This window comes from Falsiroseomonas sp. HW251 (genome assembly GCF_050563545.1).
In the GTDB taxonomy this organism is placed as follows: Bacteria; Pseudomonadota; Alphaproteobacteria; order Acetobacterales; family Acetobacteraceae; genus Falsiroseomonas.
Map to the genome: position 1 here is coordinate 58,973 of NZ_JBNXUM010000015.1, position 21,670 is coordinate 80,642.

Sequence of the window (21,670 nt, forward strand, 5' to 3'; positions counted from 1 at the left end):
CAGTGGTTCCGGTGGACCGGGCTTACAGGTTCGTTAACAAAGCTCACGATCTGGTGAATTTCATGCCGCGCCGCGAAAGCGCAACTTGGGGTCGTTGGGCAAGTGAACGCATTTGGCAGGGTCGTCGTTGAATGAGCAGGCGGACCACGCCCTACGGTGGCGAATTGAGACGAGGGCCTTCCCCGGTGGAACCCGACGGAATCGCGCGTACACGGCGCGCCATCGCGGAGGCCAGCGCGAACAACGGCCGCGGCGCGCTGTTCGTCGCGATCGCGGCTGGCCTGGCGCTTGGCCTTGGGATCGCGGGGTTCCAGAGCGCGCCGCCTGCGCTGCGGCTGCAGGCCTGGGAAATCTTGGGCGTCGGCGCCCCGCGCAGCTGCGAGGAAGCCCGCGAGCTCGGCATCGCGCCGCAGCGCATGGGTGACCGCTACTACTTCGCGCATCTCGACTTCGACAAGGACGGCGTGTCCTGCACCCCCGTGGGCAACGGCTTCCGCTGACGGCCCGGGGGTGATTTGCGCGGCACGCCGGGATTGGCGGCTGCGCCGGCAAGGGGCGGTCGGGGACCGCCCCTTTTTCATGCCCGAGAGCGGCCAGTGGCCGCCCGTTGTCATGCCATGTTCACCATGATGGTCTTCTTGTGCGTGAAGTGCTCGAGCATCGCCTCGAGCGAGGCCTCCTTCCCGAGACCCGAGGACTTCACGCCGCCGTAGCTCAGATTGGCCTGCACCACGAGGTTCTGGTTGATCTGCACCAGGCCCGCTTCCAGCCGGTGCGCGAGGTCCAGGCCGACCTTGAGGTTGTTGGTCCAGAGGCTCGCGGCCAGGCCGTATTCGCTGTCGTTCGCCTCCGCCAGCACCGCTTCCGGGTCGTCGAAGGGCTGGATGACGGTGACGGGGCCGAAGATCTCCTCCTTCACCAGGCGGCTGTCGCGGGTGAGCCCGGTGAAGATCACGGGCTGGATGAAGAGGCCCTTGCGCAGCGCGGGATCGCTCGGCATGGCGCTGCAGACATGGGCGGTGGCGCCGGCGGTCCGCGCGCCCTCCTCGATATAGGCCTTCACCTTCTCGAACTGGCCGTCGCTGATGATGGTGCCAATATCGGTCTTCTCGTCCAGCGGGTCGCCCATGACCATCTTGTCCACCGCCGACTTCATGGCGGCGACGAAGCGGTCGAGGATCTGGCGCTCGACATAGATGCGGCTCGCCGCGGTGCAGGACTGGCCCTGGCGCGTGAAGCGCATGGAGGTCAGCGCGCCGGAGACCGTCTTGTCGAAGTCGCAGTCCGCGAAGACGATCATCGGCGACTTGCCGCCGAGCTCGAGCGTGACGGGGATCAGCTTCTCGGCCGCCGCTCGGTAGACGATCTTCCCGGTCTCGACGCTGCCGGTGAAGGTCACCTTCTTCACCAGCGGATGGCTGACCAGCGGGGCGCCGCATTCCGGCCCGAAGCCGCTCACCATGTTGAAGACGCCGGGCGGCAGGACGCGGTTCAGGATCTCGCAGATCCGGAGCACCGCGAGCGGCGCCTCCTCGGCCGACTTCACGACGACGGCATTGCCGGCGACCAGCGCCGGCGCGACCTTCAGCGCCATCAGCAGCATCGGCACGTTCCAGGGGATGATCGCGCCGACGACGCCGAGCGGCTCGCGCACGGTCACGCTCAGCACGTTCGGCGCGAAGGGGACGGATTCTCCCTTCAGCTCGCTGCCCAGGCCGCCGAAGAACTCGAAGACGTCGGCGACGACGTTCGCCTCGACGCGGCTTTCCGTGCGCAGCGCCTTGCCGGTCTCGAGCGCGATGAGGCGGCCCAATTCCTCGACATGCTCCTTCAGCGCGGCGGCGCAGGCATGGACCAGCGCGCCGCGCTTGCGCGCCGGCATCTTCGCCCAGGCCTTCTGTGCCTCGGCCGCATTCCGCACGGCGGCGTCCACGTCGGCCGCGTCGCCTTCCGCGGCGCTGCCGATCGTCTCGCCGGTCGCGGGGTTCACCACCGCGAAGCTGCGGCCGGACCGGGCCGGCACGTACCGCCCCCCGATGAAGTGAAGGCCTGAGAGCGCCTTCGCGAGCGCGAAGCAATCGTTCGTCGGCGCTTCCGGCGTAGGATGAGGACGGTCGAGCATGGGTTTCCTCCCGCGGTGTCGGGACCTAATAAGCGGGCCGGACAATGCGTCGGCACGCCCTGGACGGCAATGGTGCGGCTGAGCGTAGAGGGGGGTCGAGGGGATATGGTGGAGAAGGCGCCGAGTGGCCCGCTGAAGGGCCTCAGGGTCCTCGATCTCACGCGCGTGCTGGCCGGACCCACCTGCACGCAGATGCTCGGGGATCTCGGCGCGGAAGTGATCAAGATCGAGCGGCCCGGCGCCGGCGACGACACGCGCGGCTTCGCGCCGCCCTATTGGCCGAACACGACGGAGAGCGCCTATTTCCTCGGGGTGAACCGGAACAAGAAGTCGCTCACCCTCGACATCGCGGCTGAGGAAGGCCAGGCGATCGTCCACCGCCTGCTCGATACGTCCGACATCCTGGTGGAGAACTTCAAGGTCGGCGCGCTCGCGAAATACGGGCTGGCCTACGACCAGCTCCGCGCGAAGTATCCCGGGCTGATCTACTGCTCCATCACGGGCTTCGGGCAGACCGGGCCCTATGCGCCGCGGCCGGGCTACGACAGCCTCGTGCAGGGCATGGGCGGCGTGATGAGCCTGACCGGCGAGCCCGACGGGATGCCGCAGAAGGTGGGCGTGCCGGTCGCCGATCTCTTCGCGGGCCTCTATGGCTGCATCGGCATCCTGGCCGCGCTGCGCCACCGCGAACGCACGGGGCAGGGCCAGCAGGTGGATATCGGCATGCTCGACACCTCGGTCGCCTGGCTCGCGAACCAGGGCATGAACTTCCTGGCCACGGGCGAGAACCCGCCGCGGCTCGGCAACCAGCACCCCAACATCGTGCCCTACCAGGTCTTCCCGACGAAGGACGGGCACATCGTGCTGTCCGTCGGCAACGACCCGACTTTCGAGCGCTTCTGCAAGTCCTTCGGGCAGGAAGCCCTGCTGGCCGATGAGCGCTTCGCCACCAACGCCGCGCGGGTCGCCAACCGCCAGCTCGTCACCGACACGCTGACCCCCGTCATGCGGTCGAGGACCACGGCGGAGTGGGTGGAGGCGCTGGAGGCGCTGAAGATCGGCTGCGGTCCGATCAACACGCTCTCGCAGGTCTTCGAGGATCCGCATGTGCAGGCGCGCGGCGTCGTCGTGCCGCTCGAGCACGCCTCGGGCGAGACGGTGAAGGTGATCGCCAATCCCGTGCGCCTGTCCGGGACACCCGCGGATTACCGTATCCCCCCGCCGCTGCTCGGCGAGCATGCGGAGGAGGTGCTGTCGGGCCTTCTCGGCATGACGGAGGCCGAGGTGGCCGCGCTGAGGGAGAAGGGCGTGGTCTGACGGGCCCCGGGCGCCCTCCCCCCCGAGCGGGGAGGGGACGGCATTGCAACCATCCCGCCCGCCGCTCTTTCCGGGATCACGCGCCCCGGGCATGAGGAGACCCGATGACCCCCCGCCAGAACAGCCTCCGCTACCTCCTCGCCGGCGCCTTCCACCGGCTGGCCTGGACGGAATGGGGGCCGGCGGACGGGCCGGCGGTGGTCTGCGTCCATGGCGTGACGCGTTCCGGCCGGGATTTTGACGCGCTGGCGACCTGCCTCGCGGATCGCGGGTATCGCGTACTCTGCCCCGACCTGCCGGGTCGCGGCGAATCGGGCTGGCTGCGCGATCCCATGCTCTACACGCCCGTCAGCTACGTCGTGGCGCTGGCGCATCTGCTGGCGCGGCTCGATGGGCCGGTGGACTGGGTCGGCACGTCGCTCGGCGGGATCTGCGGCATGATGGTCGCGGCCGGCGACGACAATCCGCTGCGCCGCCTCGTGCTGAACGATGTCGGCAGCCGCGTCCCGGCCGAGGCCTCGGCGCGCATCGGGGCCTACATGCAGCAGAACTTCACCTTCGAGGACATGGCGGCGCTGGAGGCGCATCTGCGCCTGGTGCACGCGCCCTTCGGCGCGCTGACCGACGCGCAGTGGCGGCACCTGGCCGCGCATTCCGCCCGATCCCTCCCGGATGGACGGCTGGCCATGCATTACGACCCCGCCATCGCCGTCCCGATCGCCAAGGCACCGCCGGGCGAGGTGGATCTGACGCCGATCTGGCTGCGCGTCACGGTGCCGACGCTGCTGCTGCGCGGCGGCGACAGCGACATCCTGGACGCCGAGACCGCCGCGGCGATGGCGCAGCGGCCTGCCGTGTCGCTGGTGACCTTCCCCGACATCGGCCATGCGCCGGCGCTGATGGACGCCGCGCAGATCCAGGCCGTCACGAAGTTCCTGGAAGGGCGTTAGGGCATAAGCTGCCGTGGTAATTTGGCTTCAGCGGCGCCGGGCGCGGCCGCGCAGGGGCTTGCTCGACCGCAGCGAGAGCAGCGTCACCCAGGCCACCACCCCCGCACCATAGGCCAGGAGGACCGGCGTCGCGGCGTCCAGCAGGGCGCGGCCGGGCTGCCCCGTCCAGCGGCCGATGACGATGTCGGGCGCCGCCTGCAGCCCGGTCTCGGCGAGCGCGGCGCGGACCGCGGCCGACCGGGCGTCGTCGTGCAGCAGCTTCAGCATGCCGCCGGGCAGGGCCCATGGCGCGGGCTCGGCGCCCTCAGCCAGGTCCTGGACGGCGGCCATGCGGACCGCGCCGCTGCGCGACCAGCCCGCGCCGAAGACCGGGGCGACCATGAACTGCCCGCCCGCGGGGTTGGCGACGCGGCGCTGCCGCCGCTCGTCCGGCGCGGCGCCGGGCAGCACCAGGGCCGCGGCCAGCCACTCGGCCGGCGCTTCCTCAACCGTGGTGGTGGATACCAGGCCAAGCAGCCGGGATTCCGGCATCGTGGCCGCCAGGAAGGGCAGCAGCAGGAGCAGCGCCGCGCCGCAGGCCAGGCGCCAGGTCGCGTCGCTGAGCCAGGACATCGTCACCGCCAGGCCCGGCAGCGGCGCCAGCAGCGACAGCAGCAGCAGCACGACGCCCGCATCCAGCATCGCGGCGAGCACGAGCTGGAGCAGGAAGGACACGGCCAGCGCGGCCGCGCCCGCAATCACGCCGGACAGGAAGCGACGCTCATCCACCCCGGGCAGTCTCCGCCGGGGGCCGCGCGCCGGCCGCGCCGCCCCTTCGGCCTGCAGCATGCGGCGGCCGGGGCCGGCGCGTAAGCCTGCCCGCGCGATTCGAGTCCGGGCCGCGGCCGTGTCGCCGGCCCCATGGCGCTACCCGCGGCTCACGGGATCGTCCCTCACCGGCGCGGCGGCGGCGCTTGACGACGTCCCGCGCCAGCCGCCCAATCGCGGCAATCCACGGGAGGAAAGCGCATGATGATCGCCCGCCGCAGCCTCGGCGTCGCCGCCGGCCTTCTCGCCCTGCCGGGCCTCGCCCGCGCGCAGGCCTGGCAGCCCAGCGGCCCGATCCGCGTCGTCGTGCCGTTTCCCGCGGGCGGCACGACGGACGTGCTGGCCCGGCTCTACGCGCAGCGCCTGACCGAGACGATGGGCGTGTCCGTCGTTGTGGAGAACCGCGGCGGCGCCGGCGGGTCGATCGGCGCCGATGCCGTGGCCAAGGCGGCGCCGGACGGGCAGACCCTGCTATTCCACAACCTCACCTTCTCCACGACGACCGCGGCGCTGGAATTCGCGAACCGCGCGCCGCATTCGATCGAGCGCGACTTCGCGCCACTGACGCTCGGCGCCAATGTGCCGATGATGCTGCTGGTCGGGGCGCAGGTGCCCGCGCGCGACCTGAAGGAGCTGGTGGCCTGGGCCAAGGCACAGAACTCGCCGGCCTTCTACGGCTCCACCGGGCCGGGCAGCACCATCAACCTGATCGGCGAGGTGCTGAAGCGCGACGGCGGCTTCCAGATGGAGCATGTGCCGTTCCGTGGCGCGGCGCCGCTGGTGCAGGACATGCTGGCCGGGCGCATTGCCTTCGGCGGCGACCAGCTCTCGACGGCGCTGCCGCATATCCGGTCGGGCGCGCTTCGACCGGTGGCGACGCTGGCGGCGCAGCGGGCGCGTGCGCTGCCCGATGTGCCGACGGTGCGCGAGCAGGGTTTCCCGAATGCCGAGCTCTATGGCTGGAACGGCTTCTTCGCCCCGGCACGGACGCCGGAGCCGGTGCAGGCCAGGCTGGTCCAGGAGATCACGGCCGCGGCGCATCATCCGCCGCTGGCGGCACGGATCACGGAGCTCGGTGCCGAGCCCGGCGGCAACCCGCAGGCGGAGTTCGCCCAGGCGGTGCACGCGCAGATCGCGGCGGTGCGGCCGCTGGTGCGGGAGCTGAGTATGCAGGTGGAATAGGCGCCGCGCCTCCTCGATCGCGCGCGCCGGCCGTCCAAATACCATCCCAGTGCATGGCGGAGGGATGGAGTGTGGGAGGCCTGCACGAACTTCGCCCCAAGCCGGGCGGAGAGAGCGAGAAGGTCAAGATCAACCTCGGTCACATTGACCTCGGCCATATCGACCTCCTCGTGCAGGACGGCCTCTACGGCAATCGGACCGACTTCATCCGGACGGCCATCTGCAATCAGATCGAACGCCATGCCGAGGCGGAGCGCCAATCCGTCGTCCGGCGGGGCCTCGACCTCGGCCTGCGACACTATGCGCCCGGCGGAGGCTGAGGCGGCGGTGCCGGGGGGCCGGTTCCTCAGCGGCAGCTTCGCCGCCGGCGATGGCCACCGCGACTACCGGCTCTACGTCCCGGCGAGCCTCGGGAAGGATGCGGCGCCGCCGCTGCTGCTGATGCTGCATGGCTGCACGCAGACGCCCGAGGATTTCGCGGCTGGCACGCAGATGAACATGCATGCCGAGGAACACGGGCTTCTCGTCGCCTATCCATCGCAGCCGCGGACGGCGAATGCGCAGCGCTGCTGGAACTGGTTCAACCCCGCCGACCAGCGCCGCGACGCAGGGGAGCCGGCGCTTCTTGCCGGCATTGCGCAGCAGGTCGTGGCGGAATACGGGGTGGACCCGCGCCGCGTCTACGTCGCAGGGCTTTCCGCGGGCGGCGCCGCGGCGGCGGTCATGGGGCAGGCCTATCCCGAGTTGTTCGCCGCGGTGGGCGTGCATTCCGGCCTTGCCTGCGGATCCGCGCGCGACCTGCCCTCGGCGCTGGCCGCGATGCGGGCGGGCTCGCCCGTCGCCGCGCCCGGCGGGCGGGTCGTGCCGACGATCGTGTTCCACACGGATCGCGACGCGACTGTCAACCCCGTGAACGGCGACCAGGTGATCGCGCAGTCCGGCGGCCCCGCGCGGTTGCGCCGATCGGTCGAGCGTGGCGCCGTGCCGGGCGGGCATGCGTGGACGCGGATGCGGCACGAGGATGCGCAAGGCCGCGTCGTGCTCGAACAATCGGTCGTGCATGGCGCGGGCCATGCGTGGTCCGGCGGCAGCCCGGCCGGCAGCTACACCGACCCGCTCGGACCGGACGCGTCGTGGGAGATGCTGCGCTTCTTCCGCGGTGTGTGACGACCCCGCGAAGGGCCGCGTGTCAAAGCCGCCGCGCGATGCCGCGCGGCGGCGCCTCCGCCTCGATCTTCAGCACGCCGGCCCGCAGCTTCACGCCCTGCCACCAGGACAGCGCGGTCGCCGGCGGGCGGGGCAGCGCGGGCAGGGCGGCGCGCTCGGCCTCGGTCATCAGCGGCAGGCGGGCGAGGCGCACGCGCTGCAGGCGCCACCACGCCAGGTTCTCCTCCTCGCCGGGCTCGGCATGCCTTAAGGCGAGCAGCGCCTCGACCTCGGCGCGCTGCAGCCGCAGCGCCGCGACCGCGGGCTCGCCCGGCCTGTCAGAGGCGCCGTGCCAGGGACGGCGCAGCGCATGGACCTCGCCCCTGCTGCTCAGCCGCCGCGCTCCTTCAGGAGACGCGCGGCATCCACGGCGAAATAGGTCAGCACGCCGTCGCAGCCCGCGCGCTTGAAGCCGAGCAGGCTCTCCAGCATCGCCTTGTCGCGATCCGTCCAGCCGCGCTCGACGGCCGCCATGATCATCGCGTACTCGCCCGACACCTGGTAGGCGAAGGTCGGCACGGCGAAGCGGTCCTTCACCCGGCGGACGATGTCGAGATAGGGCATGCCGGGCTTGACCATGACCATGTCAGCGCCTTCCGAGAGATCCAGCGCGACCTCGCGCAGCGCCTCGTCGGAATTCGCGGGGTCCATCTGGTAGGTCTTCTTGTCGCCCTTCAGCGCGCCGCCTGATCCCACGGCGTCGCGGAACGGGCCGTAGAAGGCGGAGGCGTATTTCGCGGCGTAGCTCATGATGCGGGTGTGGATGAGCCCACGCCTATCAAGCGCTGCACGAATACCGCCGATGCGGCCGTCCATCATGTCGGATGGCGCGATGACGTCGATGCCGGCCTCGGCCTGGATGACGGACTGGATCGCCAGGATCTCGAGCGTCTCGTCATTGGCGACGTAGTGCCCGCCCGGACCCTCGCGCAGCACGCCGTCATGGCCGTGGTCGGTGTAGGGATCGAGCGCGACGTCGCCGATGAGGCCGAGCTCCGGGAATTCCTTCTTGAGCAGGCGCGCGGCGCTGCACATGAGGTTCCCCGGGTTCTTCGCCTCCGTCCCCTCGGCGTCCTTCTTCGCCGCCGGCGTCGCGGGGAACAGCGCGACCGCGGGCACGCCGAGCTTCACCGCGGGCTCCACATGCGCGACGAGGCGATCGAGCGTCACGCGTTTCACGCCGGGCATGGAGGCGACGGGCGTTTCCGTCGCCGTGCCCTCGATGACGAAGATCGGCCAGATCAGGTCGTCGGTGGACAGCCGGTTCTCCGCGACCAGGCGTCGCGTGAAGGCATCCACACGGTTGCGGCGCAGGCGCAGCGCGGGGAAGGCGCCGGGTTGCGCCGGCGCCTCCAGACTGACGGCATGCCCCTTCTCGAAGGCATTCATTCGGCGGCGGCCTTCATCGGCGCCGCGGAAGCCAGCGCCTGGTCGAGGTCGGCGATGATGTCGTCGATATGCTCGATGCCGATGGAGAGCCGCACATAGCCCGGCGTCACGCCCGTTGCGGCCTGCTCCTCCGGAGAGAGCTGGCTGTGCGTCGTCGAGGCCGGGTGGATCGCCAGGCTCCGCGCATCGCCGATATTGGCGACGTGGTAGAACATCTTGAGCGCGTCGATGAAGCGCTTGCCAGCCTCCATGCCGCCCTTCAGCTCGAAACCCATCAGGCTGCCATAGCCGCCCTTCAGCGCGGCGTCGGCGCGCCGCCTGGCCTCGCCGCTCATCAGGGAGGGGTGGATGACCTGCGTGACCTCCGGGTGCCTGGCCAGCCAGGCGGCGACCTTGAGCGCGTTAGCGCAGTGCCGCTCCATGCGCAGCGGCAGCGTCTCCATCCCCTGGATGAAAAGGAAGGCGTTCATCGGCGCCATCGGCGCGCCGAGGTCGCGCAGCAGGCAGGTGCGCATGCGGATGATGTAGGCGACCGGCCCCATCGGCTTGACCGCCTGCGTCCAGACCGCGCCGTGATAGCTGGGGTCGGGCGTGTTCAGCGTGGGGAAGCGCTCTGCATGGGCTTCCCAGTCGAAATTGCCGCCATCCACCACGATGCCGCCGATCGAGGTGCCGTGGCCGCCGATGAACTTGGTGGTGGAGTGCATCACCACCGCCGCCCCCATCGCGAGCGGCTTGCAGATCACCGGCGCCGCCGTGTTGTCCATGATCAGCGGCACGCCAAGCTTGCGGCCGATCGCCGCGACTTCCGCGATCGGGAAGACCTGCAGCTTCGGGTTGGGCAGCGTCTCGGCGTAGTAGCAGCGGGTCCGCGCGTCGGTGGCGCGCGCGAAGGCCTCCGGGTCGGCCGGATCGACGAAGCGCACTTCGACACCGAGGCTCTTCAGCGTGTTGCCGAACAGGTTCCAGGTGCCGCCATAGAGGTCGGTCGAGGACACCACGTTGTCGCCGGGCGTGCAGAGGTTCAGCACGGAGAATGCGGTCGCCGCCTGGCCCGAGCCGAGCGCCAGGGCCGCGACGCCGCCTTCGAGCGCGGCGACGCGCTGCTCCAGCACGTCCTGAGTCGGGTTCATCAGGCGGGTGTAGATGAAGCCCATCTCCTCCAGCCCGAACAGCCTTGCGGCGTGGCCGGTGTCCTTGAACTGGTAGGACGTGGTCTGGTGGATCGGCACGGCGACCGAGCCGGTGGTCGGGTCCGCCCGCCACCCCGCATGCAGCGCGATGGTCTCGGGGTTGGTGTAGGTCACGGGCATCCTCCGCTGGTGGCCGGCGTGGCGCGAGTCGTCGCACAGGCGGGGTCGGGAGGGGAAGGGCGGGGAAGCCTTGCTCCGCCCTCGACGGGCCGGGGCACGGCGTTCCGCCCGGCCGGCCCGGCGGGGCGGGAACCCTCTCCGCCCGGGCTGGCAGGGCAGGGATGCACGCAAGCCCTGGTGTCGGAGGTTCCGGGGGGACACAGGGCGTGGTAACCCTCCTCCATGAAACCTGCCGACACCCCCGTCGCGCTCGGCTCCGACCATGCCGGCGTCGCGATGAAGGCCCTGCTGAAGGAAGCACTGGAGGCCGCGGGCCATCCGGCGCTCGACATGGGCACGAACGGGCCCGAGAGCGTGGACTACCCCGATTTCGCCGATGCCGTCGCGCAGGCCGTGACCGGCGGGCGGGCGCGCTTCGGCGTGCTGGTCTGCGGGACGGGGATCGGCATCTCGATCGCCGCCAACCGCCACGCCGGCATCCGCTGCGCCCTGGTCCATGACGTGACCGGCGCCCGCCTTTCCCGCGAGCACAACGACGCCAACGTGCTCGCCCTCGGCGCCCGGGTGACCGGGCCGGAGGTCGCGCTGGATGCGCTACGCGCCTTCCTGGCCACGCCCTTCGGCGGCGGGCGGCACGAGCGCCGCGTGAAGAAACTGACCCCGGAGTGGAGCCCCCGGCCATGAACGAGCAGACCCCGGCGATGACGCCCGCCCGCTTCTTCCAGGCGGGCGTGGCGGAGACCGACCCCGAGCTGGCCCGCGCCATCGGCCTCGAGCTCGGCCGCCAGCAGGACGGCATCGAGCTGATCGCGAGCGAGAACATCGTCTCCCGCGCCGTGCTGGAAGCGCAGGGCAGCGTGCTGACCAACAAATACGCCGAAGGCTATTCGGGTCGCCGCTACTACGGGGGCTGCGAGTTCGTTGATATCGCGGAGACGCTGGCGATCGAGCGCGTGACGAAGCTCTTTGGCTGCGGCTTCGCCAATGTCCAGCCGCACAGCGGCGCGCAGGCCAACCAGGCGGTGTTCCTGGCGTTGCTGCAGCCCGGCGACGCCTTCATGGGCCTCGACCTCGCGGCCGGCGGGCACCTGACGCATGGCTCGCCGGCGAACCTCTCGGGCAAATGGTTCAAGCCGGTGCCCTACACCGTGCGGCGCGAGGACCAGCTGATCGACATGGCCGAGGTCCGGCGGATCGCGCTGGAGAACAGGCCGAAGCTGATCATCGCGGGCGGCTCGGCTTACGCGCGGCACTGGGATTTCGCTGGCTTCCGCGCCATTGCGGCCGAGATCGGCGCGTACTTCATGGTGGACATGGCCCACTTCGCGGGCCTGGTCGCCGGCGGGGCGCATCCCTCGCCGATCCCGCATGCGCATGTCGTCACGACCACCACGCACAAGACGCTGCGCGGGCCGCGCGGCGGGCTGATCCTGACCAACGACGAGGCGCTGGCGAAGAAGTTCAACAGCGCCGTCTTCCCGGGCCTGCAGGGCGGGCCGCTGATGCATGTCATCGCCGCCAAGGCAGTCGCCTTCGGCGAGGCGCTGAAGCCGGAGTTCCGCGCCTATGCGAAGCAGGTCGTCGCCAACGCCGCGGCGCTCGGCGAGGAGCTGAAGGCGCAGGGGCTCGACCTCGTGACGGGCGGCACGGACAACCACCTGGTCCTGGTTGACCTGAGGCCGAAGAAGCTGAACGGGAAGATCGCGGAAGGCGGGCTGAACCGCGCGCACCTCACCTGCAACAAGAACGCGATCCCCTTCGATCCGGAGAAGCCGATGGTGACGTCCGGCGTGCGGCTGGGCTCGCCGGCGGCGACCACGCGCGGCTTCGGCGAGGCGGAGTTCCGCGAGGTCGGCCGGATGATCGGTGAGGTGCTGGACGGGCTCGCAGCGGCGAACTCGCCGGAGGCGAACGCGGCGGTCGAGGAACGCGTGAAGGCGCGCGTGCTGGAGATGTGCCGGCGGTTTCCGATCTATCAGTGAGGTGAGAGGCGTGCATGCTTCGCTCCCCCGCTTCGCGCCTCCCTCCCCCGCAAGCGGGGGAGGGCTGGGGTGGGGGTGCGGAGGTCAGGTGCGCGCTCATCCTCGTACCCCCACCCTGACCCTCCCCCGCTTGCGGGGGAGGGAAGTCGAGATGCGGGGAAGGGGGCTCTAGACCCATGCGCTGCCCCTTCTGCGGGAACGAGGACACGCAGGTGAAGGACAGCCGTCCCGCCGAGGACGGCGCCTCGATCCGGCGGCGGCGCTCCTGCCCGGGCTGCGGCAATCGCTTCACCACCTTCGAGCGCGTCCAGCTGCGCGAGCTGACCGTCATCAAGACCGACGGCCGCCGCGTGCCCTTCGACCGCGACAAGCTCGCGCGGTCCGTGCGCGTCGCGCTGCGCAAACGCCCCTTCGACGACGAACGGATCGAGCGCATCGTCAACGGCATCCAGCGCCGGCTTGAAGTGGAGGCCGACAGCGAGGTCACGTCGCGGCGCATCGGCGACATCGTGCTCGAGACGCTGCGCGACGTGGACCAGGTGGCCTATGTTCGCTTCGCCTCGGTCTACCGGAACTTCCGCGAGGCGAAGGATTTCGGGGCTTTCCTCGGCTTGATGGACGAGGGGTGACTTGCAGGACGTCGAGCACATGCAGGCCGCCCTGGCGCTTGCCAGGCGGGGGCTCGGCAACACGTGGCCGAACCCCTCGGTCGGCTGCGTGCTGGTGCGTGACGGCCAGGTGGTCGGCCGCGGCTGGACCCAGCCCGGCGGCCGCCCGCATGCGGAGACGGAGGCGCTGCGGCGCGCCGGCGGGCTCGCGCGCGGGGCGACGGCCTATGTCACGCTCGAGCCCTGTTCGCATCACGGCCGTACGCCGCCCTGCTGCAACGCGCTGATCGCAGCCGGCATTTCCCGGGTCATCTGCGCCATGCGCGATCCCGATCCCCGCGTGGACGGGCGCGGCTTCGCGCGCCTGCGGGATGCCGGCATCGAGGTCGTGGAGGGCCTGCTCGAGGAGCAGGCGCAGGCGATCAATGCTGGCTTCGCCCGTCGCATCCGCGAAGGCCGGCCCTTCGTGACCCTGAAGCTCGCGACGACGCTGGACGGCCGCATCGCCACCGCGGCGGGAGAGAGCAGATGGATCACCGGCCCGGAGGCGCGGCGCGAGGCGCATGCGATGCGCGCGCGGCACGACGCGATCCTGGTGGGCAGCGGGACCGCGGTCGCCGACGATCCCGACCTGTCCTGCCGGCTGCCCGGCGTGGCGCCCACGAAATCGCTGCGGGTGATCGCCGACGCCAGGCTGCGCACGCCGCCGACCGCGCGGGTCTTCGCGACCGCGCGGGAACATCCGACCCTGCTGGCCACCATCCCCGGCCACAAGCCCGCGACGCTGGCGCCCTATCTCGACGCCGGCGCCGACGTCGCGACCATCGCGCCTTGCGATGAGGGGCTGAGGATGGCGGCCCTCCTCGGCGCGCTTGCCCAGCGCGGCGTGACGCGCGTGCTAGCCGAGGGCGGCGCCGGCATCGCGGCCGCCCTGCTGCGGGAAGGGCTTGTGGACCGGCTCGCTTGGTTCCATGCCCCGGGCGTAATGGGGGGCGACGGCCTGCCCGCCGCCTATCCCCTGCCGGTTGAGGTCCTGGCCGCCATGCCCAGATTCACGCGCGTCGCCGCCCGCCCCCTCGGGCCGGACTGGCTCACCGAGTTCGAGAGGACCTGACCCATGTTCACCGGGATCGTCACCGACCTCGGCACCGTCCGCGAGGTCCTGCCGATCGGCGGCGGGCACGACCACCGTATGATCATCGGCACCTCGCCGGGGTTCCTCGCGAACCCGCCGGTCGCGCTCGGTGCCTCCATCTGCTGCTCGGGGGTCTGCCTGACGGCTGTCGAGCTCGGCGGCGACTGGTTCGCGGTGGAGGCCTCGGCCGAGACGCTGTCCAAGACGATGCTGGGCGGCTGGAAGCCCGGCAGCCGCGTGAACCTGGAGCGCAGCCTGCGCGTCGGCGACGAGCTCGGCGGGCATATCGTCGCGGGCCATGTGGACGGGGTGGCGGAGGTGCTGTCGGCCGCCCCGGAGCACGGCTCGGTCCGCTGGCGCTTCCGCGCGCCGGCCGCCCTTGCGCGCTTCATCGCGCCCAAGGGATCCATCGCGATCGACGGCGTGTCGCTGACGGTCAACGAGGTCGAAGGCGAGGTGTTCGGGGTGAATATCATTCCCCATACCGCCACCGTGACCACATTTGCGACGCTTCAGCCCGGTGGCAGGGTGAACATCGAGATCGACACGGTGGCGCGCTACGTCGCCAGGTTGCGGGAGTTCGAGAAGTGAACGTCGAGGTCGCCAGGACGAGCTTCACGGAGTTCGTCAGCCCCGCCGAGGAACTGCTCGAGGAAGCGCGCCGCGGCCGGATGTTCATCCTGGTGGACGACGAGGACCGGGAGAACGAGGGCGACCTGGTGATCCCCGCGCAGTTCGCGACGCCGGACGCCATCAACTTCATGGCGCGCTACGCCCGCGGGCTGATCTGCCTGGCGATGACGCGCTCGCGCGTCGAGCAGCTCGGCCTGCCGCTGATGGCGCAGTCCAACGGCACGCGGCACCAGACCGCCTTCACCGTCTCCATCGAGGCGCGCGACGGGGTGACGACCGGCATCTCCGCCGCCGACCGCGCGCGTACCGTCGCCGTGGCCATCAACCCCGAGCTGGGGCGCGAGCACATCGTGACGCCCGGCCATGTCTTCCCCCTCGTCGCACGCGACGGCGGCGTGCTGGTGCGCGCGGGGCATACCGAGGCGGCGGTCGATTTCGCGCGGCTCGCCGGCCTCAACCCCGCCGGCGTGATCTGCGAGATCATGAACGACGACGGGACGATGGCGCGCATGCCCGACCTCGTGGCCTTCGCGCAGCATCACGGCCTCAAGCTCGGCACCATCGCCGACCTGATCGCGCATCGGCGCCGGACCGAACGGCTGGTGCAGCGGGTCGAGGAAGGCTCGGTCGAGGGCATCGGCGGAACCTGGCGCGTGGTCGTCTATTCCTCGACGCTCGACGCCGGGGAGCATCTGGCGCTGGTCAAGGGTGACATTGCGCGGCCGGGGCCCGTCACGGTGCGGATGCACGCGGCCTCCATGCTGCGCGACCTTGTCGCCGGCCGGGCGGAGCGCGACCTCCACCAGGCCATGCGCGCGATCGACGCCGAGGGCAGGGGTGTCGTCGTGATGCTGCGGGACTGGCGGCCCGACGGTCTGTCGCAGACGATCCGGTCCCTGCGGTCGCGGCAGGCCGCCTCGGCCGAGATCCGGGACTACGGCATCGGGGCGCAGATTCTGGCCGATCTGGGCTTGCGCGAGATCGTCCGCCTGTCCGACAACCCGCGCCCGGTCGTCGGTCTCGAAGGCTACGGGCTGACCGTGGTCGAGACGCGCCCGATCCCGAAGGACACCGAGTGAGCACGAAAGACAGCCCGGACCGGGCGCCCGCGCATCTCGACGGACCGCCGGCGCGCCTGCTGGTGATCCAGGCGCCCTACTACGCCGATGTCGTGGGCGGCATGCGTGCCGGCGCCGAGGCCGTGCTGGCCGAGGTCGGGGCGCAGGTCGAGGTCGTGGACGTCGCCGGCGCCTATGAGCTGCCAGCCGCGCTGCGCATGGCGATCAAGCGCCAGCTCTGGGACGGCTTCCTGCTGCTGGGCTGCGTGGTGCGCGGCGAGACCGACCATTACACCTTCATCTGCGACGCGGTCTGCCAGGGCGTGATGGCGATCACGGCCGAGACCGGCATCCCGGTGGGCTTCGGGCTGCTCACGGTGGACAATCTCGACCAGGCGATCGCGCGCTCGCGCGACGACCGCATGAACAAGGGCGCGGAGGCGGCGCATGCGCTGCTCGGCCAGGTCGCGCTGGCACGCGCCTGGACGATGAAGTCGGCGGCCCTGCAGGGGGGGCGCCGGTGAAGACGGCCGCGCGCGGCCGGGTCGGCGCCGGCCGCCCGCGCACCGGAGCGCGCGTCGCGGCGGTGCAGGCGCTGTTTCAGTCGGAGCAAGGGGTCGAGAACCCCGAAGTCGTGATCGAGCAGTTCGTGCGGCATCGGCTCGGTCCGAACGAGGCCGAGGAGAGCTTCGGCGAGGGGCGCGTGCCTGAGGCCGATGTGCGGCTGTTTGCGCGCCTGGTGCGTGCCGCGGCGGGCCGGATCGAGGAGATCGACGCGGCGCTCGCGCCGGTGCTGGCGAAGGACTGGCCGCTCGAGAAGCTCGATCCCGTGCTGCGCGCGCTTCTGCGCGCCGCGGCGGCGGAGCTGATGACGCCGAACGACCCGCCGATGCGGGTGGTGATCAACGAGTATCTCGACGTCGCACATGGCTTCTTCGCGGGGGATGAGCCGAAATTCGCGAATGGCGTGCTGGAGGCGCTGGCGAAGCGCTACCGGGGGGACGAGTTCGGGCGGTAGGGGCTTCTGCCTACTCCTTGGTTTGCTCCCCCGGCTGAACACTTCCCTCCCCCACCAGCGGGAGAGGGTCAGGGTGGAGGTGCTTCGTCCAGCGCACCCTACATCCTCTGCACGCCCACCCCCTCCCTCCCCCGCTTGCGGGGGAGGGGAGCGTTGGAGCGGGGGAGGGCAGCTCTGATAGGGGAGGGCCAAGAGTGACCACCGATGACCTCCCCCCCGAATTCTCCCTGATCGCGCGCCATTTCCGCCCGCTCGCGGGCCCGGGTTCGCTCGGGCTCTCCGACGACGCCGCGCTGCTGGACCTGCCGCCCGGCCAACAGCTCGTCCTCGCCGCGGACGCCATCGTCGAGGGCGTGCATTTCCTCGCCGACGACCCGCCGGAGACCATCGGGCGCAAGCTTCTCCGCACCAACCTCTCCGACCTCGCCGCAATGGGCGCGACGCCGCTCGGCTACCTCATGACCTGCGCCTTCCCAAAGGGCACGCCGGACGACTGGATCGCGCGCTTCGCGGCCGGGCTCGCGGAGGACCAGCGGGCATTCCGCCTGCACCTCCTCGGCGGCGACACGGTCGCGACGCCGGGACCGGCGAGCTTCTCGCTGACCATCGTCGGCAGCGTCGAGCCCGGCAGGGCGTTGCGCCGGCAGGGCGCGAAGCCCGGCGACGAGCTCTGGGTGTCGGGGACGATCGGCGACGGGGCGCTCGGCCTGCTGTCGCTGACCGGCGGGCTGCCGCCGGACCCGGAACTGGCGGAGCGCTACCGCCTGCCGCGGCCGCGCCTCGCGCTCGGCCGGGCGCTGGCCGGCATCGCGGCGGCGGCGATGGACGTGTCGGACGGACTGGTGCAGGACCTCGGCCACCTCGCCCGCGCCGGGGGCTGCGCAGCCGTGATCGAGGCGGCGTCGGTTCCGCTCTCGGACCCCGCCCGCGCCGCGCTCGCTGCCGATCCCGGGCTGCTGGCCCGCATCCTGGCCGGCGGCGACGACTATGAATTGCTCTTCGCCGCGCCGCCGGGAGAAGCGGATCGCGTGCTGGAGGCCGCGCGCGCAACGCAGACCCCCGTCTCGCGCATCGGTCGGTTCATGGACGGATCGGGCGTGGTCGTGCTGGATGGCTCGGGGGCAGAGATCCCGCTGCCCCGAGGGGGATGGAGCCACTTCGGGTGACCACTCTACAGCCCGCGCTGCAGGCCGCCGCCGACGAGCGGCGGATGAAGCTCGACGTCCTGCTGCTGTTCTTCTGCCAGGCCACGATGAACGCCTCGGCCGTCGGGCAGATCACCATGTCGGCGCTGATCGGCTTCAGCCTGGCCGAGGACAAGGGCCTGGCGACGCTGCCGCTCGGGCTGCAATGGGTCGCGACCATGGCGGCGTCCATTCCCGCCGGGATCATTTTCGCCCGGCTCGGCCGGCGCGCGGGCTTCCTGATGGGCGCGGCCTGCATGCTGGTCGGCACCCTGGTCTTCGCGGCGGGCATCTGGCGGCACGATTTCTGGCTCTACACCGCCGGCGGCCTGCCGGCGGGCATCGGCTTCGGCATCGCCCAGCACTACCGCTTCGCCGCGTCGGAGGTCGCGACGCCGGCCTACCGCCCGCGCGCCATTGCGCTGGTGATGGCGGGCGGCGTGCTGTCGGCGATCTTCGGGCCGGAGCTGGTGAAGCACACGCGCGACCTGATCGAGCCCTTCTTCTTCCTCGGCACCTACCTGATCCTGGCGATCCTGCCGGTGGCCTGCGCGGCGCTGTTGTCCTTCGTCCGCCTGCCGCCGGCGCCGCCGCGCCAGGCCAGCCCGACGCCGCTGCTGGAGATCATCCGCCGCCCGGCCTTCCTGACGGCGGCGCTGACTGCCGCGATCGCCTACGGCACGATGAACCTGCTGATGGTCTCGACGCCGCTCGAGATGATGGCCTGCGGCTTCGCGCTCGCGGCCTCCGCCACCGTGATCCAGGCGCATGCGCTGGCGATGTTCGCGCCGGGCTTCGTGACGGGGCGGATCATCGCCCGCTTCGGCGCGCGGCCCGTGATCGCCGCCGGCGTGCTGCTCAACATGGCCTGCGTCGCGGTCGCCGTGATGGGCCTGAGCTTCGGCCACTTCGCGGGTGCGCTGGCGCTGCTCGGGCTCGGCTGGAACTTCATGTTCACCGGCGCGACCACGCTGCTGGCCGAGGCGCATTCGCCGGCCGAGAAGGTGCGCGCGCAGGCCGCGAACGACTTCATCGTCTTCGGGACCGTGGCCTGCACGGCGCTCGGCTCGGGCTGGGTGCACGCGGCCTTCGGGTGGAACGCGCAGAACCTGTCGGTGCTGCCCGGCCTCGTGCTGGCGCTGGTGCTGGTGACCGTGCTGCGGCCGGCCCGGGTGGCGCAGCCGGCCTGATGGGCCTCAGCGACCGGTGAAGCGCGGCGGGCGCTTCTCGAGCCAGGCGAGGCGCCCCTCCCGCGCGTCCTCGCCGGCGGCGACGCGCCCGGCGCGCGCGGCGATCTCGGCGTCGTCGGCCTCGCCGCGCGCGATGTCGTCCAGCGCCTTCTTCACCCCCCGCATCACCAGCGGCGCATGGCCGGCCATCCGCTCCGCGAGCTCCGCGACGCGCGGCATCAGGCGGTCTGGCTCCACGAGCTCATTGAGGTAGCCGAGCTTCAGCAGTTCCTCCGCGCCGATCGTCTCGGCCAGCAGGAACATCCGCTTCGCCGTGTTCAGCCCGAGGCGCGAGACATAGCGGCGCAGCCCGCCGGGATAGTAGTGCACGCCGAGGGCTGCCGCCGGCATGCGGAACTGCATCCCCGTCACGCCGATGCGGAAGTCGCAGGCCAGCGCGAGGTCGGTGGAGCCGCCATAGACGCCGCCGTTCAGCGCGCAGATCGTCGGCAGCGGGAAGCGCTCGATGCGGTCCATCACGGCGGCGAAGTCGGGAAATTTCTGCGCGCTCGCCTGGCCGAGCTCGCCGATATGCGCGCCGGAGGAGAAGGACCTGCCGGTGCCGGTGATCACCAGCACGCGCAGGCCCTCCGTCGCCTCGATCCGATCGAGCAGGCGGGTCAGCTCCAGCAGGTCCACAGGCTCGATGCGGTTGTGCTGGCGCGGGCGGTTGAGGCGGATCAGGGCTTGGCTGCCCTCGATCTCCAGGCTGGGCGGCGCGCCGGCGGCATCCTGGGCCATGCTGGTTCCCTGCGGGGCGCCGCGGTCAGCGCGGCGATTGCGTGCCCGGCCCCTGCGTCGACTGCTGGCCGCTGAGGCCCGGGCCGAGGCGCCCGACATTCCCGAAGAGCTGCTGCATGAAGCTGCGCTCGCTGCCCGGGGAAGGGGTCTCGCGCTGCACGACACGGACCTGGCGGCCATCCTCGGCGCCGAGGCGGCGGATGCCCGCGACGGTGCCCTGCGGGTTGAAGGTGACGACGACGACCTGCTGGTCCTCGATCCCCATGGTGCGGGCGGGGCGCGGGCGGCTGATTGCGCCGATGTAGTACCATTCGTTGTCGTCGAAGGTCGCGGTCGTCGTCGGTGAGCCCAGCGCGGCCTGCACGTCGTCGCGGGTGGAGACGCCGGGGGTGACCTGGTCCAGCTGCTCGGCGGTGACCATGTGGCCGCGCACCTGGCTGGGGCTGGCGAAGATCTCGCCGACGCGGGGGATGGGCGGCGCCGCCGGCAGCCAGGAACAGCCGGCGAGGGCCAGCAGGGCGGCCGCGCCGAGCATGAGCGCGTGGCGCGATGCGTTGACCATCGGCGGGGGGCGGACCATGTGGTTCGCATGCCACTGGCGCGCGGCGCGGTCAATTGCGCCCCCGCCCATCCGGGGCGTCCATCGCGCGGGGAGCGCGCGCTGGTCCATCATGCGAGGAGCGCGCTGAAAGCCATGGGCCTTCTCGGCCTTTTCGCCCGCAAGCCGCATGAGCGCGCGGGCTTCGAGCTCTACGCCGCCGCGGTCGGGGCGGCGCGCGATCCCGCGCTGTTCGGATCGCTCGCCGTGCCCGACACGCTGGAGGGGCGCTTCGACCTGGTGTCGTTGCATGCGGGGCTGCTGGTCTGCCGCATCGCGCGCGATCCCGATCCCCGCGCGAAGGACCTGGCGCAGGCCGTGTTCGACGCGATGTTCGCGGACATGGCCGTGAACCTGCGCGAGATGGGGGTGGGCGACCTCGCGGTCGGCAAGCGCGTGAAGCGCATGTGGGAGGCCTTCCACGGCCGCGCCCAGGCCTATGACAAGGCGCTGCGGGCGGGCGACCTGGCGGCGCTGACGGAGGCGCTTGACCGCAATGTCTGGCGCGGCCGCGCGCCGCCCGGCGCGGCCGGGGCGCTGGCCGCGCATGCCGCGGCGGCGGATGCGGCGCTCGCCGCGCAGCCCTTCGACCGGCTAGTCGCCGGCGCGGTGCGGTTTCCGGGGGACGCGGCATGAAGCCCGAATTCTCCCGCTTGGTGCGGCTGTCGGCCGAGCCGCGCGAGGTGACGCTGGAGGCGACGCCGGCGGAATGCGCGGCGCTGGCGCGGCGCTTCGGCATCCTCGGCGTTGCGTCGGTCTCCGCGGGCCTGCGCATCGTGCCGGAGCCCGGCGGGTCCTGGCGGGCCCGGGGCCGGCTGCTGGCGAGGGTCGAGCAGGCCTGCGTGGTGACGCTGGAGCCGGTTTCCCAGGCGGTGGACGCGCCGCTCGACCTGCGCATCCTGGAGGAAGGGGCGGAGCCCGCAGACGACGACCCCGACAGCCCCGACGAGATCGAAAGCCAGGGTGGCCAGGTCGAGCTGGGGGAGGCGGTGGCCGAGCAGCTTTCCCTGGCGCTCGATCCCTATCCCCGGGCGGAGGGCGCCGAACTGCCCCCGATGGACCCGGCGGAGGAGCCCGAAACCCCGGCGGCCCAGCCGAATCCCTTCGCCGCGCTTGCAAAGCTGCGCCAGGGGTGATCAGACCTGTGTCCCGACGGGGTCACGCCGCTTGCGGCCCGGTGGGGGTGGTGGTAGAGCGC

General features: G+C 71.6%; 25 protein-coding genes. 18 read left to right on the forward strand and 7 right to left on the reverse strand.

Annotated features, from left to right (window positions below; translation table 11 throughout):
• Positions 1 to 185: 185 nt before the first annotated feature.
• Positions 186 to 500, forward strand: coding sequence for an excalibur calcium-binding domain-containing protein (locus ACLF3M_RS18705; protein WP_430658486.1), 315 nt, complete (start codon positions 186 to 188; stop codon positions 498 to 500).
• Between the two features lie 110 nt (positions 501 to 610).
• On the opposite strand, the gene ACLF3M_RS18710 is transcribed toward ACLF3M_RS18705, so the two are convergent.
• On the reverse strand, positions 611 to 2,122 hold the full coding sequence (locus tag ACLF3M_RS18710) for an aldehyde dehydrogenase family protein (protein ID WP_430658487.1): 1,512 nt from the start codon (positions 2,120 to 2,122) through the stop codon (positions 611 to 613).
• 105 nt (positions 2,123 to 2,227) lie between these two features.
• Here ACLF3M_RS18710 and ACLF3M_RS18715 point away from each other — a divergent pair, with 105 nt between their 5' ends.
• Together ACLF3M_RS18715 and ACLF3M_RS18720 are read left to right on the forward strand one after the other, a co-directional pair.
• Positions 2,228 to 3,439 carry a CaiB/BaiF CoA transferase family protein gene (locus ACLF3M_RS18715; protein ID WP_430658488.1) on the forward strand — a complete coding sequence of 404 codons (1,212 nt, stop codon included), beginning with the start codon at positions 2,228 to 2,230 and terminating at the stop codon, positions 3,437 to 3,439.
• A gap of 104 nt (positions 3,440 to 3,543) precedes the next feature.
• Complete coding sequence (locus ACLF3M_RS18720; RefSeq protein WP_430658489.1) at positions 3,544 to 4,389, forward strand: alpha/beta fold hydrolase; 846 nt, start codon at positions 3,544 to 3,546, stop codon at positions 4,387 to 4,389.
• A gap of 27 nt (positions 4,390 to 4,416) precedes the next feature.
• On the opposite strand, the gene ACLF3M_RS18725 is transcribed toward ACLF3M_RS18720, so the two are convergent.
• Positions 4,417 to 5,157: a hypothetical protein gene (locus ACLF3M_RS18725; RefSeq protein ID WP_430658490.1), complete on the reverse strand. Its 741-nt coding sequence runs from the start codon at positions 5,155 to 5,157 to the stop codon at positions 4,417 to 4,419.
• 240 nt (positions 5,158 to 5,397) lie between these two features.
• Between ACLF3M_RS18725 and ACLF3M_RS18730 the strand changes: the two genes are divergently transcribed.
• Genes ACLF3M_RS18730 through ACLF3M_RS18740 form a run of 3 tightly spaced genes read left to right on the forward strand, consistent with a single transcriptional unit; the run spans position 5,398 to position 7,545 of the window.
• Positions 5,398 to 6,378 (forward strand): Bug family tripartite tricarboxylate transporter substrate binding protein, encoded by a 981-nt coding sequence (locus ACLF3M_RS18730; RefSeq protein WP_430658491.1) that lies wholly within the window; start codon positions 5,398 to 5,400, stop codon positions 6,376 to 6,378.
• 53 nt (positions 6,379 to 6,431) lie between these two features.
• Positions 6,432 to 6,698 (forward strand): hypothetical protein, encoded by a 267-nt coding sequence (locus ACLF3M_RS18735; protein ID WP_430658492.1) that lies wholly within the window; start codon positions 6,432 to 6,434, stop codon positions 6,696 to 6,698.
• 7 nt (positions 6,699 to 6,705) lie between these two features.
• Positions 6,706 to 7,545 (forward strand): extracellular catalytic domain type 1 short-chain-length polyhydroxyalkanoate depolymerase, encoded by an 840-nt coding sequence (locus ACLF3M_RS18740; protein ID WP_430658493.1) that lies wholly within the window; start codon positions 6,706 to 6,708, stop codon positions 7,543 to 7,545.
• A 22-nt stretch (positions 7,546 to 7,567) separates the two neighbouring features.
• On the opposite strand, the gene ACLF3M_RS18745 is transcribed toward ACLF3M_RS18740, so the two are convergent.
• The 3 genes from ACLF3M_RS18745 to ACLF3M_RS18755 all read right to left on the reverse strand — a co-directional run bounded on the left by ACLF3M_RS18745 (position 7,568) and on the right by ACLF3M_RS18755 (position 10,286).
• Positions 7,568 to 7,738: a hypothetical protein gene (locus tag ACLF3M_RS18745; RefSeq protein WP_430658494.1), complete on the reverse strand. Its 171-nt coding sequence runs from the start codon at positions 7,736 to 7,738 to the stop codon at positions 7,568 to 7,570.
• A gap of 176 nt (positions 7,739 to 7,914) precedes the next feature.
• Positions 7,915 to 8,973, reverse strand: coding sequence for a porphobilinogen synthase (hemB, locus tag ACLF3M_RS18750; protein WP_430658495.1), 1,059 nt, complete (start codon positions 8,971 to 8,973; stop codon positions 7,915 to 7,917).
• Positions 8,970 to 10,286 (reverse strand): O-acetylhomoserine aminocarboxypropyltransferase/cysteine synthase family protein, encoded by a 1,317-nt coding sequence (locus ACLF3M_RS18755; protein ID WP_430658496.1) that lies wholly within the window; start codon positions 10,284 to 10,286, stop codon positions 8,970 to 8,972. The genes hemB and ACLF3M_RS18755 overlap by 4 nt, the downstream gene beginning before the upstream one ends.
• Positions 10,287 to 10,508: 222 nt before the next feature.
• Here ACLF3M_RS18755 and rpiB point away from each other — a divergent pair, with 222 nt between their 5' ends.
• From rpiB to ACLF3M_RS18805, 10 genes are all read left to right on the forward strand, one after another.
• Complete coding sequence (gene rpiB / locus ACLF3M_RS18760) at positions 10,509 to 10,970, forward strand: ribose 5-phosphate isomerase B (RefSeq protein WP_430658497.1); 462 nt, start codon at positions 10,509 to 10,511, stop codon at positions 10,968 to 10,970.
• Positions 10,967 to 12,268 (forward strand): serine hydroxymethyltransferase, encoded by a 1,302-nt coding sequence (glyA, locus tag ACLF3M_RS18765; RefSeq protein ID WP_430658498.1) that lies wholly within the window; start codon positions 10,967 to 10,969, stop codon positions 12,266 to 12,268. The genes rpiB and glyA overlap by 4 nt, the downstream gene beginning before the upstream one ends.
• A 176-nt stretch (positions 12,269 to 12,444) precedes the next feature.
• A complete protein-coding gene (gene nrdR / locus ACLF3M_RS18770) occupies positions 12,445 to 12,897 on the forward strand; it encodes a transcriptional regulator NrdR (protein ID WP_430658499.1) in 453 nt (150 codons plus the stop codon).
• Position 12,898: 1 nt separating this feature from the next.
• Positions 12,899 to 13,990, forward strand: coding sequence for a bifunctional diaminohydroxyphosphoribosylaminopyrimidine deaminase/5-amino-6-(5-phosphoribosylamino)uracil reductase RibD (gene ribD / locus ACLF3M_RS18775; RefSeq protein WP_430658500.1), 1,092 nt, complete (start codon positions 12,899 to 12,901; stop codon positions 13,988 to 13,990).
• A 3-nt stretch (positions 13,991 to 13,993) separates the two neighbouring features.
• Positions 13,994 to 14,602, forward strand: coding sequence for a riboflavin synthase (locus tag ACLF3M_RS18780; RefSeq protein WP_430658501.1), 609 nt, complete (start codon positions 13,994 to 13,996; stop codon positions 14,600 to 14,602).
• A complete protein-coding gene (gene ribB, locus ACLF3M_RS18785; RefSeq protein ID WP_430658502.1) occupies positions 14,599 to 15,723 on the forward strand; it encodes a 3,4-dihydroxy-2-butanone-4-phosphate synthase in 1,125 nt (374 codons plus the stop codon). The genes ACLF3M_RS18780 and ribB overlap by 4 nt, the downstream gene beginning before the upstream one ends.
• Positions 15,720 to 16,226 carry a 6,7-dimethyl-8-ribityllumazine synthase gene (gene ribH, locus ACLF3M_RS18790; RefSeq protein WP_430658503.1) on the forward strand — a complete coding sequence of 169 codons (507 nt, stop codon included), beginning with the start codon at positions 15,720 to 15,722 and terminating at the stop codon, positions 16,224 to 16,226. The genes ribB and ribH overlap by 4 nt, the downstream gene beginning before the upstream one ends.
• Positions 16,223 to 16,720, forward strand: a complete 498-nt coding sequence (gene nusB, locus ACLF3M_RS18795) for a transcription antitermination factor NusB (RefSeq protein ID WP_430658504.1) — start codon at positions 16,223 to 16,225, stop codon at positions 16,718 to 16,720. Before ribH ends, nusB begins: the two co-directional genes overlap by 4 nt.
• Positions 16,721 to 16,914: 194 nt before the next feature.
• Positions 16,915 to 17,886, forward strand: a complete 972-nt coding sequence (thiL, locus tag ACLF3M_RS18800) for a thiamine-phosphate kinase (RefSeq protein WP_430658505.1) — start codon at positions 16,915 to 16,917, stop codon at positions 17,884 to 17,886.
• Complete coding sequence (locus ACLF3M_RS18805) at positions 17,883 to 19,094, forward strand: MFS transporter (protein ID WP_430658506.1); 1,212 nt, start codon at positions 17,883 to 17,885, stop codon at positions 19,092 to 19,094. The genes thiL and ACLF3M_RS18805 overlap by 4 nt, the downstream gene beginning before the upstream one ends.
• A 6-nt stretch (positions 19,095 to 19,100) precedes the next feature.
• On the opposite strand, the gene ACLF3M_RS18810 is transcribed toward ACLF3M_RS18805, so the two are convergent.
• Together ACLF3M_RS18810 and ACLF3M_RS18815 are read right to left on the reverse strand one after the other, a co-directional pair.
• Positions 19,101 to 19,874 (reverse strand): enoyl-CoA hydratase/isomerase family protein, encoded by a 774-nt coding sequence (locus ACLF3M_RS18810; RefSeq protein WP_430658507.1) that lies wholly within the window; start codon positions 19,872 to 19,874, stop codon positions 19,101 to 19,103.
• Between the two features lie 25 nt (positions 19,875 to 19,899).
• Positions 19,900 to 20,454, reverse strand: a complete 555-nt coding sequence (locus tag ACLF3M_RS18815; RefSeq protein WP_430658508.1) for an outer membrane protein assembly factor BamE — start codon at positions 20,452 to 20,454, stop codon at positions 19,900 to 19,902.
• Positions 20,455 to 20,568: 114 nt separating this feature from the next.
• On the opposite strand from ACLF3M_RS18815, the gene ACLF3M_RS18820 reads away from it, so the two are divergent.
• Together ACLF3M_RS18820 and ACLF3M_RS18825 are read left to right on the forward strand one after the other, a co-directional pair.
• Entirely contained in the window at positions 20,569 to 21,108 is a 540-nt protein-coding gene (locus ACLF3M_RS18820) for a ubiquinol-cytochrome C chaperone family protein (protein ID WP_430658509.1), read from the forward strand.
• Positions 21,105 to 21,608 carry a YceD family protein gene (locus ACLF3M_RS18825; RefSeq protein ID WP_430658510.1) on the forward strand — a complete coding sequence of 168 codons (504 nt, stop codon included), beginning with the start codon at positions 21,105 to 21,107 and terminating at the stop codon, positions 21,606 to 21,608. Before ACLF3M_RS18820 ends, ACLF3M_RS18825 begins: the two co-directional genes overlap by 4 nt.
• Positions 21,609 to 21,670 lie beyond the last annotated feature (62 nt).